Source organism: Blastococcus sp. KM273128, from assembly GCF_021698975.1.
Lineage (GTDB): Bacteria > Actinomycetota > Actinomycetes > Mycobacteriales > Geodermatophilaceae > Blastococcus.
On the sequence record NZ_SSXA01000030.1, the window covers coordinates 1 to 13,365 of the forward strand.

The 13,365-nt window shown below is 74.4% G+C and carries 13 protein-coding genes; 8 read left to right on the top strand and 5 right to left on the bottom strand.

From position 1 onward, the window contains the following. Positions 1-118 precede the first annotated feature (118 nt). Together E9529_RS10760 and E9529_RS10765 are read right to left on the bottom strand one after the other, a co-directional pair. Complete coding sequence (locus tag E9529_RS10760; RefSeq protein ID WP_236831150.1) at positions 119-946, bottom strand: IclR family transcriptional regulator C-terminal domain-containing protein; 828 nt, start codon at positions 944-946, stop codon at positions 119-121. A gap of 93 nt (positions 947-1,039) precedes the next feature. Beyond that, positions 1,040-2,557: an amidohydrolase family protein gene (locus E9529_RS10765; RefSeq protein WP_236831151.1), complete on the bottom strand. Its 1,518-nt coding sequence runs from the start codon at positions 2,555-2,557 to the stop codon at positions 1,040-1,042. A 231-nt stretch (positions 2,558-2,788) separates the two neighbouring features. On the opposite strand from E9529_RS10765, the gene E9529_RS10770 reads away from it, so the two are divergent. The 5 genes from E9529_RS10770 (at position 2,789) to E9529_RS10790 (ending at position 7,363) form a co-directional block, all read left to right on the top strand. Next, positions 2,789-3,979 (top strand): CaiB/BaiF CoA-transferase family protein, encoded by a 1,191-nt coding sequence (locus E9529_RS10770; protein WP_236831152.1) that lies wholly within the window; start codon positions 2,789-2,791, stop codon positions 3,977-3,979. Continuing rightward, complete coding sequence (locus tag E9529_RS10775) at positions 3,976-4,812, top strand: citryl-CoA lyase (protein WP_236831153.1); 837 nt, start codon at positions 3,976-3,978, stop codon at positions 4,810-4,812. Before E9529_RS10770 ends, E9529_RS10775 begins: the two co-directional genes overlap by 4 nt. A 10-nt stretch (positions 4,813-4,822) precedes the next feature. After that, a complete protein-coding gene (locus tag E9529_RS10780; RefSeq protein ID WP_236831154.1) occupies positions 4,823-5,794 on the top strand; it encodes a zinc-binding dehydrogenase in 972 nt (323 codons plus the stop codon). An 82-nt stretch (positions 5,795-5,876) separates the two neighbouring features. Further along, positions 5,877-6,740 (top strand): dioxygenase, encoded by an 864-nt coding sequence (locus tag E9529_RS10785; protein ID WP_236831155.1) that lies wholly within the window; start codon positions 5,877-5,879, stop codon positions 6,738-6,740. A gap of 107 nt (positions 6,741-6,847) precedes the next feature. After that, complete coding sequence (locus tag E9529_RS10790) at positions 6,848-7,363, top strand: DUF421 domain-containing protein (protein WP_236831156.1); 516 nt, start codon at positions 6,848-6,850, stop codon at positions 7,361-7,363. Between the two features lie 4 nt (positions 7,364-7,367). Here the strand turns inward: E9529_RS10790 and E9529_RS10795 are convergent, their stop codons facing one another. From E9529_RS10795 to E9529_RS10805, 3 genes are read right to left on the bottom strand one after another with little or no spacing between them, the layout of a single operon-like run. Beyond that, positions 7,368-8,048 (bottom strand): DsbA family protein, encoded by a 681-nt coding sequence (locus E9529_RS10795; protein WP_236831157.1) that lies wholly within the window; start codon positions 8,046-8,048, stop codon positions 7,368-7,370. A gap of 60 nt (positions 8,049-8,108) precedes the next feature. Next, a complete protein-coding gene (locus tag E9529_RS10800; protein WP_236831158.1) occupies positions 8,109-9,317 on the bottom strand; it encodes an alcohol dehydrogenase catalytic domain-containing protein in 1,209 nt (402 codons plus the stop codon). A 13-nt stretch (positions 9,318-9,330) separates the two neighbouring features. Further along, positions 9,331-10,479: a glutathione-independent formaldehyde dehydrogenase gene (locus E9529_RS10805; RefSeq protein WP_236831159.1), complete on the bottom strand. Its 1,149-nt coding sequence runs from the start codon at positions 10,477-10,479 to the stop codon at positions 9,331-9,333. Between the two features lie 238 nt (positions 10,480-10,717). Between E9529_RS10805 and E9529_RS10810 the strand changes: the two genes are divergently transcribed. The 3 genes from E9529_RS10810 (at position 10,718) to E9529_RS10820 (ending at position 13,340) form a co-directional block, all read left to right on the top strand. Beyond that, on the top strand, positions 10,718-11,569 hold the full coding sequence (locus E9529_RS10810) for a formate/nitrite transporter family protein (RefSeq protein WP_236831160.1): 852 nt from the start codon (positions 10,718-10,720) through the stop codon (positions 11,567-11,569). 129 nt (positions 11,570-11,698) lie between these two features. Then, complete coding sequence (locus tag E9529_RS10815) at positions 11,699-12,106, top strand: four-helix bundle copper-binding protein (protein ID WP_236831161.1); 408 nt, start codon at positions 11,699-11,701, stop codon at positions 12,104-12,106. Between the two features lie 10 nt (positions 12,107-12,116). Then, a complete protein-coding gene (locus tag E9529_RS10820; RefSeq protein ID WP_236831162.1) occupies positions 12,117-13,340 on the top strand; it encodes a cation:proton antiporter in 1,224 nt (407 codons plus the stop codon). Positions 13,341-13,365: the final 25 nt, after the last annotated feature.

A 13,365-nucleotide genomic window follows, 5' to 3' on the forward strand; every position in this document is an offset into this window, starting at 1 on the left:
CTCCAGAACGCCCGCCGCAGATGCTGCAGCTCCGCCGTCTGCGCCATGCCCCGACCCCCAGCTCAGTCAGGGCGTTGCGACCACCCCCTGAGCCCGGGGGACCTGATCCCGGCCGGGGTCAGGCGGTGGCGCCGGTCGACCGCCCGGGGGAGAGCTCCACGTGCGGGCGCGACTGCCACAGCGCCCACTCCGCGCTGATGTCACCGGCGGTGCGCAGCAGCTGGGGCAGGTGCTCGCCGACCAGCCGCTCCGTGGAGGTCTCCGCGGCGTGCACGGTGACGTTCATGGCCGCGCGGACGGCGCCCCCGCCGTCCCGCACCGGTACCGCCACCGAGCGAACGCCCGGCGCCAGCTCCTCGTCGGCCAGCGCCCACCCGCGGGCCCGCACCTCGGTGAGCTCGGACCGCAGCTGCTCGGGGGTGCGGCCGATCACCGGCGGCAGCCCGGCGCGGCTGGGCTGCGCCAGGACCCCGGCCAGCTCGTCCGGCGGGAGCGCGGCGAGCAGCACCTTTCCCTGCGAGGTCTGGGCTGCCGGGAAGCGGGTGCCGATGTCGACCCGCAGCGCGATCAGCTTCGGCACCGCCACCCGGGCCACGTAGACGATGTCGGGGCCGTCGAGCTGGGCCATCGAGGACGACTCGCCGGTGCGGGCGACGAGCGCCTCCAGGTGGGGGCGGGCGATGTCCCAGAGCCCGAGCGCGCCGACGTAGGCCATGCCCAGCGTGAGCACCTTCGGGGTGAGGGCGAACGCGCCGGCCGACGACCGGACGAAGCCCAGCTCTTCGAGGGTGAGCAGCAGCCGACGGGCGGTGGGCCGCGCCAGCCCCGCGGCGGCGGCCACCTCCGACAGCGTCATCACCGGGTGGTCGCGGTCGAAGCAGGCGAGGACGTCGAGGCCCCGTGCCAGCGCCTCGACGAAGTCGGGCCCGCTGCCGCGCCCTGCCATGTCCGTCCTCCTCTCGTCGGTGCCGCGGTGCTGCGGTGGCGCGGCGGTCCCGCACACCCCGTGGCCGGAAGTGTGCGGGACCGCCGGGCCGGCCTACTGGTGCCGGGTCGCCTGGTCGCCCGCCCGCTCGGTGGCCAGGTGCTCCTCGAACACCTGCTCCCGGGCGGCGTGCGTGCCGTGCGACTTGTAGTCGGTGTACTGGTACGGGTTGTCCAGCACCTGCGTGTCGGGCAGGTCGGGGTACATGCCGCCGGCCCACGCCTCTTCCCCCATCGCGCCGCGCAGGTGCTCCACGGTCGCGTCGACCTCGCGGCGGACGGCGGCCAGGTCGACGTCGACCAGGCGGTGCGCGTGCTTCACGACCCGGCCGTCGACCAGCACGGTGTGCACGTCGCCGCGCTGGGCCTGGAAGGCGACGTGACCGAACGGGTTCAGCAGCGGGAAGGAGACCGGCGAGGCGTCGTTCTTGATCAGGACGACGTCGGCCTTCTTCCCGGGCTGCAGGGTGCCCAGGTCGTCGCGGCCGAGCGCCAGCGCCCCGCCGCGGGTGGCCCACTGCACGACGTCCTGGGCGCGCAGCTGCAGGTGGGTGACCGTCTCGCCCTTGAGGTGGGCCTCGAAGTGCTCGCGGGAGCGGTCGGCGCCCAGCGTGGTGCGCATCGCGGAGAACAGGTCGCCGCTCCACCACACGCTGGTGTCCATCGACAGCGAGACCGGGATGCCGTGCGAGCGCACCTGCCAGGTGGGCGGGTAGCCCTGCCCGGCGCTCTGCTCGGACTCCGTGGACACCGAGATCGACCCGCCGGTGGCGGCGATGCGGTGGTAGGAGTCAGGGGTGAGGGTGGCGGCGTGCACGTAGACGGTCTCGGGCGTCATGAAGCCGTGCTCGTGCATGAGGCGGATGCCGTCGTCGTTCGTGGCGCCCCAGACGCCGGCGTGCGTGGTGACCGGCAGCCCGAGGTCGCGGGCGACCTCGAAGGCCGCCTTCTCCGGGAAGGAGGGGTCGCCGGTGACGTCGAAGGCCAGCTGCAGGCCGAGCTTGTCGTCGGCGGCGTCGCGGTGCCGCTCGAGGAAGGCGCGGACGCCCGCGTCGGCGGTCCACTCCCACGGTGCGGCCTGGATGTTGCCGTAGGCCAGGACGAACCGGCCCGGCACCGAGCGCAGTGCCTCGACGGCGGCCTCGGCGTGGTCGACCGACTGGAGCCCGTGCGACCAGTCGACGGTGGTGGTGACGCCGGCCTCCAGCGCCTCCAGGGCCGAGAGCCGGTTGCCCGCCGCGACGTCCTCGGGGCGGAACTTCTTGCCGTGCTCGAGGTAGTACCAGACGAAGTACTGGGTCAGCGTCCAGTCGGCGCCGTAGCCGCGCATCGCCGTCTGCCACATGTGCCGGTGGGTGTCGATCATCCCGGGCATCACGATGCCGCCCCGGGCGTCGATCTCCTGCGTGCCCTCGGGCACCTGCAGCGCCGGCCCCACCGCGGCGATGCGGTCGTCCACGACCAGCACGTCCGCGTCGGGCAGGACGGTGCAGGTCTCGTCCATGGTCAGCACGGTCCCGCCGCGCAGGACCACGGGCCGGCCGGCCGCCGGAGCGGGCTCGGGGTGGGTCATCGTCTCCTCCTGGACGTCGTCGTCACATCGCCGGACCGATGTCCGCTCAGCGGACACCTGCTGCGATCTGGGTCACGATGACGGGTGCCGCGCCGGCTGTCAACGGGAGTCGTCGCGCCCGGTGCACCCGTGCGGCCAGCGGTTGACAGCCCCGGACGGGCGTCGGAGACTGCGGACGCCGATTGCGGACGACTGTCCGTCACCGTCGACGACGAGGAGTGTGCATCCCGGATGAGCGCTGACGCCGAGGACTCCGGGGGAGCGGCGACCGGGCCGCTCTCGGGCCTGCTGGTGGCGGACTTCTCCCGCATCCTCGCCGGCCCCTACTCGACGATGCTGCTCGCCGACCTCGGCGCCGAGGTGGTCAAGGTGGAGGGCCCGCACGGCGACGACACCCGCACCTGGCAGCCGCCGGTGCGCGACGGCGTCTCGACGTACTACATGGGCGCCAACCGCAACAAGCGCTCGGTCGCCCTGGACCTGAAGGACCCCGACGACCGCGCGGCCGCCCAGGAGCTGGCCCGGCGCGCCGACGTCCTCGTGGAGAACTTCAAGCCCGGCGGGCTGGCCCGCTTCGGGCTGGACTACGACGCCGTCGCGGGCACCAACCCCGGCATCGTCTACGCCTCCATCAGCGGTTTCGGCAGCGCACCCGAGGGGGCGTCGCTGCCGGGCTACGACCTCATCGTGCAGGCGATCTCCGGGTTCATGAGCCTCACCGGCGACCCCGACGGCTCGCCCTACCGCGGCGGTGTCGCGCTGTTCGACGTCATGGCCGGCCTGCACGCCACCATCGGCGTGCTCTCGGCGCTGAACCACCGGCACGCCACCGGGCGGGGGCAGCACATCGAGGTCAACCTGCTCTCCTCGGCGCTCTCGGGCCTGGTCAACCAGACCAGCGCCTACGTCGCCGGTGGCGTGGTGCCCTTCCGCATGGGCAACAGCCACCCCAGCCTCTTCCCCTACGAGCCGTTGCCCTGCGCCGACGGCGACCTGATCGTCACGGCCGGGAACAACGGCCAGTTCCGCAAGCTCGTGGAGGTGCTCGGCGTGCCCGAGCTCGCCGACGACCCGCGGTTCAGCCGGAACGAGGACCGGACCGCCAACCGGGACGAGCTGCGCCCGCTGCTGGTCGAGCGGCTGCGCACCCGCAGCAAGCAGGAGTGGTTCCGCGACATCATCGGCGCCGGGGTGCCCTGCGGGCCGATCAACACCATCGACCAGGGCGTCGCCTTCGCCCAGGAGGTCGGCCTGGACCCGGTCGTCGAGGTGGGGGAGGGCGCGGCCGCGGTGCCCACCGTGCGCAACCCGATCACCTTCTCCGAGACGCCGCCGGCCTACCGGCTCCCACCGCCGGGCCTCGACGAGCACGGCGCGGAGATCCGCCGCTGGCTCGGCGCCCCCGAGGAGGGGTCCCGGTGAGCAGCGAGCACCCGCGGTACCCGACGGCGCTCGGCGCCTCCAGCCTGGAGTCGATCACCCTCCTGGGCACCGACCTCGCCCGCGACGTCATGGGCACCGTGGGCTTCGGGGAGCTCGCCTTCTGGCTGGCCACCCAGCGGCGCCCGACGGCGGGGGAGACCCGGGTGTTCGAGGCGGTCCTGGCCGCGCTCGCCGACCACGGGTTCACCCCGACCGCGATCGTCACCCGGCTCACCTACCTCTCGGCGCCCGACTCGATCCAGGGGGCGCTGGCCGCCGGGCTGCTCGGCGGCGGCTCCCGCTTCCTCGGCGTCACCGAGGACTGCGGCCGGTTCCTGCACGACGTGCTCGCCCGGCACGACGGCCCGCTCCCCACCGACGACGCCGGCTGGGACGCGCTCGCCCTGGAGACGGTGACGGCGCAGCGGGCGGCCGGCCGGTTCGTCCCGGGGCTCGGCCACCACGTGCACAAGCAGGGCGACCCGCGCACCCCGCGGCTGTTCGAGATCGCCGCCGAGGAGGGCCTGACCGGCCCGCACCTGCAGCTGTTCGCCGCCATCGGCCGCACCCACGAGCAGGTGCTCGGCAAGCGGCTGCCGCTCAACGGCGCCGGCGTCTGCGGCGCGGCCCTGGCCGACCTCGGGCTGCCGATGGAGCTGCTGCGCGGGTTCGCCCTGCTCGCCCGCACCGCCGGGCTGATCGGCCAGCTCGCCGAGGAGCTCCGGCACCCGGTGGCCAACGACGTCTTCCTGTCGGTCGACCTCAACAACCAGCCGGTCCCGCCCGACCCGTTCCCCCCCGCGCCGCTGCCCGGCGCCGGGGCGCAGGGCTGAGGGGCCGGCCGTGCGCGCCGCCGTCCTGCACACCCCGGGGGAGACCCCCGAGCTGCGCGAGCACCCCGAGCCCGGGCCCGGGAGCGACCGCACCGTCGTCCGCGTGACCGCGGCACCGCTGGTGCCGCTCGACCTGCTCTGCGCGTCGGGCACCTCCTACTTCGGCCGCCCCGCGGTGCCCTACGTGCCCGGCGTCCAGGGGGTGGGCGTGGTGGAGAGCGGGCCCGGCCACGCCCCGGGCACGCGGGTCTGGTTCAGCACCACCGCCGGCATGGCCCCCGGCGACGGCAGCCTCGCGGAGCGGTGCGCGGTGCCGCCGGGGGACGTCGTCCCCGTGGGCGACGAGGTCGACGACGCCGCGCTGGCCGCACTCGGGCTCTCCGCCGTCGCCGCCTGGATGTCGCTGACCTGGCGCGGCGGCCTGCAGCGCGGGGAGCACGTGCTCGTGCTCGGCGCGGGCGGCGCGGTCGGGCAGTCGGCGGTCGGGGCGGCGCGGCTGCTCGGTGCCGGCCGGATCGTGGCGGCGGCCCGCTCGGCCGCGGCGCGGGAGCGCGCCCTGACCGCCGGCGCCGACGCGGTGGTGGCCCTCGACGCCGGGGCCGACGTGCTCGCGGAGCGGTTCGCCGAGGCGGCCGGCGGGCGGCTGGACCTCGTCGTCGACCCCGTCTTCGGCGGAGCCGCGACGGCCGCGGCCCGGGCGCTCTCCGCGGGTGGCCGGCTGGTCAACCTGGGCGGCGCCTCCGGGGACACCGCGGAGTTCTCCTCCGCGGTGCTGCGCGGCAAGGCGGCGTCGGTGCTCGGCTACACGAACAACGCGCTGAGCGCGGCGCAGCGGGCCGAGGCCGTCGGCGCGATCGCGCGCGAGGCGGCGGCCGGCCGGCTGGCCGTCGCCCACGAGCGGGTGCCGCTGGAGGACGTCGCCGGCGCGTGGCGGCGGCAGGCCACCGGCGACCCCGGCGTCCGGCTGGTCCTGACGCCCTGAACGAGCAGACCCCGCGCGGGAACCGCGAGGGGAGGAGGTGCGCGGTCGGCAGCCGACCGCGCCGGACGGCAGGAGGACCGTCGTGGACCTGGTGACCGAGGAGAACATCACCGAGCTCGCGGTGGAGCGCTGGGCCACCGCCCGCGACCCGCGGCTGGCGGAGGTCATGACCGCGCTCGTGCGGCACCTGCACGACTTCGCCCGCGAGGTGCGGCTGACCGAGGACGAGTGGATGGCCGCGGTCCAGTGGCTGACCGCCACGGGGAAGATCAGCACCGAGAAGCGCGAGGAGTTCATCCTCGCCTCCGACGTGGTGGGCCTGTCGATGCTCGTCGTCCAGATGAACCACCGGCTCGACCCGAAGGCAACCCCGGCCACGGTGCTGGGGCCCTTCCACATCGAGGGCTCCCCGGAGCTCGGGTTCGGCGAGGACATGTCCGACGGGCTGCCCGGCACCCCGCTCTACCTGCACGGCCGGGTGACCGACCTCGACGGCGCCCCGGTGGCCGGCGCCGTGCTCGACGTGTGGCAGTCGGACTCCGAGGGCCTCTACGAGTCGCAGCTCGCCGAGGTGGACGAGGCCCGCCTGCGGGCGAAGTACACGACCGACCAGGACGGCCGGTACTGCCTGCGCACCATCGCCCCGCTGGGCTACTCCATCCCGATGGACGGCCCGGTCGGCGACCTGGTGGCGCGCACCGAGATCAGCCACTTCCGGCCGGCGCACATCCACTTCCTGATCAACGTCCCCGGTTTCGAGCCGCTGATCACCCACCTGTTCCAGGAGGGCGCCCAGTACCTGGACAGCGACGTCGTCTTCGGCACCAAGCAGGAGCTGGTGACCGCCTTCGAGGAGCGCGAGCCGGGGTCGACGCCCGACGGCGGCTCGATCGACGTGCCCTGGCTGGAGTCGCGCTACGACTTCGTGCTCCAGCGGCGCGCCTGAACGCCCGCGCGGCGGTGCGGGTGGCCGCGCCGCCGCGCGGTGCCCGGACGCCGGGGAACGACGGGGCGGAGGGTAGGACCGGGACGGGGCGGGGGTAGGGGCCACGCATGTGGTTCGACTCCTGGTCCGATCTCGGCCGCGTCCTGGCGGTGGGGGCGAGCGCGTACGTCGCGCTGGTCGTCGTCCTCCGTTTCTCCGGCAAGCGGACGCTCGCGAAGCTCAACGCCTTCGACCTGGTCGTCACGGTGGCGCTCGGTTCGACGCTGGCGACGATCCTGCTCAGCGCGGACGTGAGCTGGGTGGAGGGCGTCGTCGCGCTCGCCCTCCTCGCGGCGCTCCAGTTCGTGATCGCGTGGGTCACCGTCCGGTGGCCCGCCTTCCGGGGCGTGGTGACGGCGGAGCCGACGCTGCTGCTCCGCGACGGGAGGCCGGTCCCGGAGGCGCTGCGTGAGCAGCGGGTCAGCATGGAGGAGATCCGGCAGGCGGTGCGCGCGACCGGCTCGGGGGACCTGTCCTCGATCGGCGCGGTGGTGCTGGAGTCCGACGGCTCGCTCAGCGTCATCTCCGCCGGGAAGATGGGCGACGCCTCGAGCCTGGAGGGGGTGCGGCGCGCGGACGGCTGACCCGCTACCCCCGCCGGCCGGCCGCGCGGCGGACCAGGTCGTCGTAGGCGGAGGGGTCGTCGGAGTCGACGACCGGGTAGCCGCCGGCCTCGTCCGGGTGCATCGCGATCCCGGGGTTGTGCACGACGGAGCCGTCGGCCAGGAAGAAGTGCGGGCTGCCCTGCACGTCGTCCCGGTGCGCCCGGTAGCCGGCCATCATCGGACCGCGGGCCCGGCCGTCGTCCAGGGCGGCCGCGACGGCGTCGGCGTCCAGGAGGTCGCAGCCGCGGGCGACGTCGACGACCTCGTGCAGCATGCTGATGCAGCGGCTGTCGCGGAAGAACGCCAGCCGCAGCGCCATGTCCAGCTGCTCGGCCGCGGCCGCCGACTGCGCCTTGGCCGCGTGCACCGCTTCGTCGGCCGGCAGCCCGGTCACCGGCCACGCCGACGGCTCGCCCTGCCAGGGGGAGAGCCCCAGCGAGGGCTCCAGCTGACCGACCACCGGGATCTCGGCATCGACCATGCCCCGCGGGATCGCGAAGCGGTTGACGTCCTCCAGCAGGAACAGCCGGTGGTCCACCCGCACCGCGTCCGCCAGCCCCAGCCGGTCGCGCGCCGCGTAGAAGCGGTGCAGGGCCACGGTGGACCACGCGCACACGACGTCGGTGAAGACGACGACGGTGCCCGGTGCGACGTCGATCGGCATGGTCGCGGCCCTACCCGCCGCGCCACCGGGGTACGCGGGCCCGGCGGCGCGGCGGGGCCGTCAGGGGGCGACGACCGCCTTGGTCCAGCCGCTCTCGCGCCGGTCGAAGGTCTCGTAGGCGTCGAGCACCGAGGGCATGTCCTCGACCTGGGTGAGCACGGTCGAGGGGTCGATCGCGCCGGTGCGGACCAGGTCGAGCAGCTCCGGGATGTACCGGCGGTGGTTGCAGTTGCCCATCTTCACCGTCAGGTTCTTGTTCATCGCCGCACCGATCGGATAGCTGGTCATCTCCGGCGGGTAGACGCCGATGATCCCGATCGTCCCGGCCTTGGCGACGGCCTGCACCGCCCACTGCGCCGCCTGGCTCGGGGCGTCCCCGGCGACCCAGTTCGCCCCCTCCGGGTTCTGCTCGGGCGCGACCTGCGCGCGCTCCTGGTCGAAGGTGCCCGCCTGCTGCTCGGCCGTCTCCGCCGCCGGGCCGGACCTCGGCCGCTGGGCGTCCACGCCGACGGCGTCGATGACGCGGTCGACGCCGATCCCGCCGGTGAGCTCCTGCACGACGGCGACCGGGTCCTCGGCGTTGAAGTCGATCGCCTCCCCGCCCCGCCCGCGCGCCTGGTCCAGCCGGCTGGCGACGCCGTCGACGACGAGCACGCGCCCGGCGCCCTGCTGGAAGGCGCTGGTGACCGCGAACTGCCCGACCGGGCCGGCACCGAGCACGAGCACGGTGTCGCCGGGCCCGACCTCGGCCAGCCGCGCGCCGAACCAGGCCGTCGGGTAGATGTCCGACAGCAGGATCGCCTGGTCGTCGGTCACCTCCGGCGGCAGCCAGACCGGGCCCACGTGGGCGAACGGGATGCGGGCGTACTGCGCCTGCAGGCCGTCGACCGGGCCGGTGGTCTGCGGCCCGCCGAAGAAGCAGGTGCCGGCCGAGGGGCCATTCGGGTTCGCGTTGTCGCACTGCGCGTAGTAGCCGGCGCGGCAGTACGAGCAGACGCCGCAGCCGACGGTGGACGGGATGACGACCCGGTCCCCGGCGCGCAGGTTGCGCACGCCCGGGCCGGTCTCGCGCACCACGCCCACCGCCTCGTGGCCGAGGATCGTGCCCTCGACCATGCCCGACATCGTGCCGCGCACGAAGTGCAGGTCGGTGCCGCAGATGCCGGTCGCGGTGATCTCCACGATCGCGTCGGTCGGGTCCTGCACGGTCGGGTCGGGGACGTCGTCCAACCGGATGTTCCCGACGCCGTGCCACACGACAGCCTTCACGTCCGTGCTCCCCTCAGGCGTTCCGGCCAGGGCGCAGCAGGACCTTGGTCCAGCCGTCGTCCCGCTGGTCGAAGTGCTGGTACCCCTCCACGGCCTCGTCGAGGCCGAGCTCGTGCGAGGTGATCAGCCCGGGCGTGGCCCGTCCGGCGACGATCAGGTCGCGCAGCTGGCGGTTGTACCGCTTCACCGGCGCCTGCCCGGTGCCCATCGACTGCCCCTTGGTGAAGAAGGTGCCGAACTGCCACGGGATCCGGCCCTGCTGGGCCAGCTCGCCGTTGGCCCCCGGGTCGGCCGGCATGTAGACGCCGACGACGCCGATCCCGCCGGCCGAGCGCACCACCTGCGCCAGGTTGTCCAGCACCAGCTCGGGGTGCTCCTCGCCGGAGGGGTCGTGCGCCTGGTAGCCGACGGCCTCCACGCCCCGGTCGACGCCGCGCCCGCCGGTGGCGTCCATCAGCTGCTCGACCGGGTCGTGCGCGCTGAAGTCGACCGGCGTGGCCCCGAACTTCTCGGCCAGCGCGAGCCGGTCGGTCTCCTTGTCGACGACGAAGACCTGCGAGGCGCCGCGGATCATGGCGCTGTGCGCGGCCATGAGGCCGACGGGTCCACCGCCGAAGACCGCGACCCGGTCGCCGGCCTGGAAGCCGGAGAGCTCCACGCCGTGCCAGCCGGTCGGGAAGATGTCCGACAGCATCGTGAAGTCGTTCTCGTGCTCGTCGCCGGCGGGCAGGTGGAGCAGGTTGAAGTCGGCCCAGGGCACCCGCAGGTACTCGGCCTGGCCGCCGTCGTAGGGCCCCATGTTCGCGTAGCCGTAGGCGGCGCCGTCCACGCCCTCGTTCGGGTTGGCGCGCAGGCAGAACGACGTCCACCCCTGGGTGCAGGTGCGGCAGGTGCCGCAGGCGATGTTGAAGGGCACCGAGACGCGATCGCCGACCTGGATCCGGTCGACGCCCTCGCCGACGGCCTCGACGACGCCCATGTTCTCGTGGCCGAGGACCTTGCCCTCCTCGACGGGGGTGCGGCCCTCGTACATGTGCAGGTCGGAGCCGCAGATGTTCGTGGTGGTGATGCGGACGATCGCGTCGGTCGGGGACTGGATCGTCGGGTCGGGGACCTCTTCGACGGCGACCTGCTTGGGGCCCCGGTAGACGACGGCCTTCATGGACTGGTCCTTCCGCTGGGAGATGGCGGCGGTGCCGCCGGAACGGGCGCCGAGCCGGCCGGTGTCTGCTTCCCGGGGACCTCGCGCCGCTCCGGCACTACCCGGTCCGCCTCCCCGTACTCGGCCGTCCGCGATCCGATCGCGGTCCGCATTTCCGGTCGGAGCGGGCTCGGTTTGCCGCGGACGCGGAGCGGCGGGACGCTGCGCCCAGGCGGAGCACCGACCGGAGGGGGCGGCGATGACGGCGCGGCAACCCCAGGAGATGGCCCAGGCGGCCACCGCGATGGGCGCCAAGAAGGTCGACCGCAGCTGGGACCGGGTGCTGGTCAGCGCCTTCCTGGCCGGGGCCTACATCGCCTTCGGCGGCCTGGTGGCGATCACCGTCTCCTCGGGGCTGGACCCGGAGACGTGGGGGACGCTGCCCACGCTCTTCACCGGGGCGACGTTCACCCTGGGCCTCGTGCTGGTGCTCATCGCCGGCTCCGACCTGGCCACCGGCAACATGCTGCTGGTGCCGCTGGGTGCGATGCACGGCAAGCTCGGGCTGGGCGACGTCGCCCGCAACCTCACCCTCGTCCTGCTCGGCAACCTGGTGGGCGCCCTGTTCGTCGCCTACTTCCTGGCCGTCCAGACCGGGGTGATCGGGGACGCCGACGCGGCGGGCAGCGCGGCGCTCACCTACGAGCGGCTGGCCTCCATCGCGGAGGGCAAGGCGCTGGGTGAGTCGCCGTGGCAGACCTTCCTGCGGGCGGTCGGCTGCAACTGGCTGGTCTGCCTCGCGGTCTGGATGTCGCTGGCGGCGACCTCGGTGTCGGGCAAGATCCTGGCGATCTTCTTCCCGATCATGGCCTTCGTGGCGATGGGCTTCGACCACGTCGTGGCCAACATGTTCTTCCTGCCGGCCGCGATCTTCGCCGGGGTCCCCGACATCGGCTGGGACGACACCTTGCTGAACTGGCTGCTGGCCGGGGCCGGGAACCTCGTCGGCGCGGTCGTCTTCGTGGCCACCTCCTACTGGTACCTGTTCCTGCGGGACGAGCCCGGGCCGTCGGCGTCCGAGGCCGCGGCCGAGCCGGCCGAGCGCGGCTGAGCCGCACGGCACGTCACGCGATCGTCATCGGCCGCCCGCGTACGGCGGCGGGCGACGGGGGTAGGGGGCGCTCCGGCGAGAGCCCCCGGTCGCGTCCGCGCCCGGGACGACCACGGAGAGGGGACCGACGTGACCGTCGCCGCCCAGATGCTCGACACCTACCCGCAGGACCTCGGCGGGGTGGACCGGCAGAAGCTCCTGGAGTGCATCGAGGCCTGCTTCGAGTGCGCCCAGGCCTGCACCGCGTGCGCCGACGCGTGCCTCAGCGAGGACACCGTCGCGGAGCTGAGGAAGTGCATCCGCACGAACGCCGACTGCGCGGACGTCTGCGACACCACCGGGCGCGTCCTGTCCCGGCACACCGGCTACGACGCCCACCTCACCCGCGCCGTCCTGGAGGCCTGCGCCGCGGCGTGCAAGGCCTGCGGCGACGAGTGCGGGGAGCACGCCGGGATGCACGAGCACTGCCGTGTCTGCGCCGAGGCGTGCCGGCGCTGCGAGGCCGCCTGCCGCGACCTGATCAGCAGCCTGGGATGACCACCGCGCGATGACCGTCGACGTGCTGCTGGTGGCGGCGGGCGCGCTCGCGCTCGTCGCCGCGGCCTGGTCGACGGTCATCCGGCGGCTGCCGGTCAGCGAGCCGTTGATCGCCCTGGTGCTGGGCGTGCTGCTCGGACCGGCGGCCCTGGACGTGTTGCGCCTGCCGGACCTGATCGCCGACCACGCCTGGCTGCACACCGCCGCGCGGTTGCTGCTGGCCGTCTCGGTGATGTCGATCGCGCTGCGCTATCCCTTCCACGTCGCCCGGACCCGCCTGCGCCCGGTCACCCTGCTCCTGCTCGTCGTCATGCCGGTGATGGCGCTGGTCGGCGCCGGGCTCGCCGCGGCGGTGCTGGGCGTCGGGGCGGGGGTCGCCGCGCTGCTCGGTGCCGCGCTGGCGCCCACGGACCCCGTGCTCGCCTCCAACGTGGCCACCGGCGAGCCGGCCGAGCAGGACATCCCCGGCCGGGACCGCCAGCTCCTCTCCCTGGAATCCGGGGCCAACGACGGCCTGGCCCTCCCGCTGGTCCTGGTGGCCGTGGCGGTCGCCGGCCCGATGACAGTGAGCGAAGCGCTGCTCGAGTCGCTCTGGCAGGTGCTCGGGGCGGTGCTGCTCGGGGTCCTGCTCGGCTGGCTGGGCGGACGTGCCCTGCGGGCCGGCGCCGACCACGGGTCCACCGATCCGGGGCCCGAGCTGGTGTTCACCGTGGTGCTGGCCTTCGCCGTCCTCGGTGCGGGCGGGCTGGTCCACGTCGACGGGATCCTGGCCGTCTTCGTCTGCGGCCTGGCCTTCAACGCGGTCAGCACGGGACGCGAGCGGACGGCCGACGTCCGCATCGACGAGGCGGTGAACCGGTTCGTCGTCCTGCCGCTGTTCCTGGCCTTCGGCGCGCTGCTGCCGTGGGAGGAGTGGCGCGGGCTGGGCTGGGGCGGCGTGGCGTTCGCCGTCGCCGTGCTCCTCCTGCGCCGTCCCCCGGTCGTCTACCTCCTGCGCCGACCGTTGGGCCTGGGCCGGCCGGACGCCGTCCACCTGGGCTGGTTCGGGCCGATCGGCGTCTCGGCGCTGTTCTACCTGACGCTGGAGTCCGAGCGGATCGCCCTCGACCCGGTCGTCCTGGTGGCGGGCTCGCTGGTGGTCGCCGCCAGCACGGTGGTCCACGGCCTGACGGCCACGCCGGGGCGGGTGGTGTTCCGGGAGGTGACCGCCGGACGCGCCGGGGACGGCTCCTGATCGGGGCGCCCCGCGATGCGGTGCA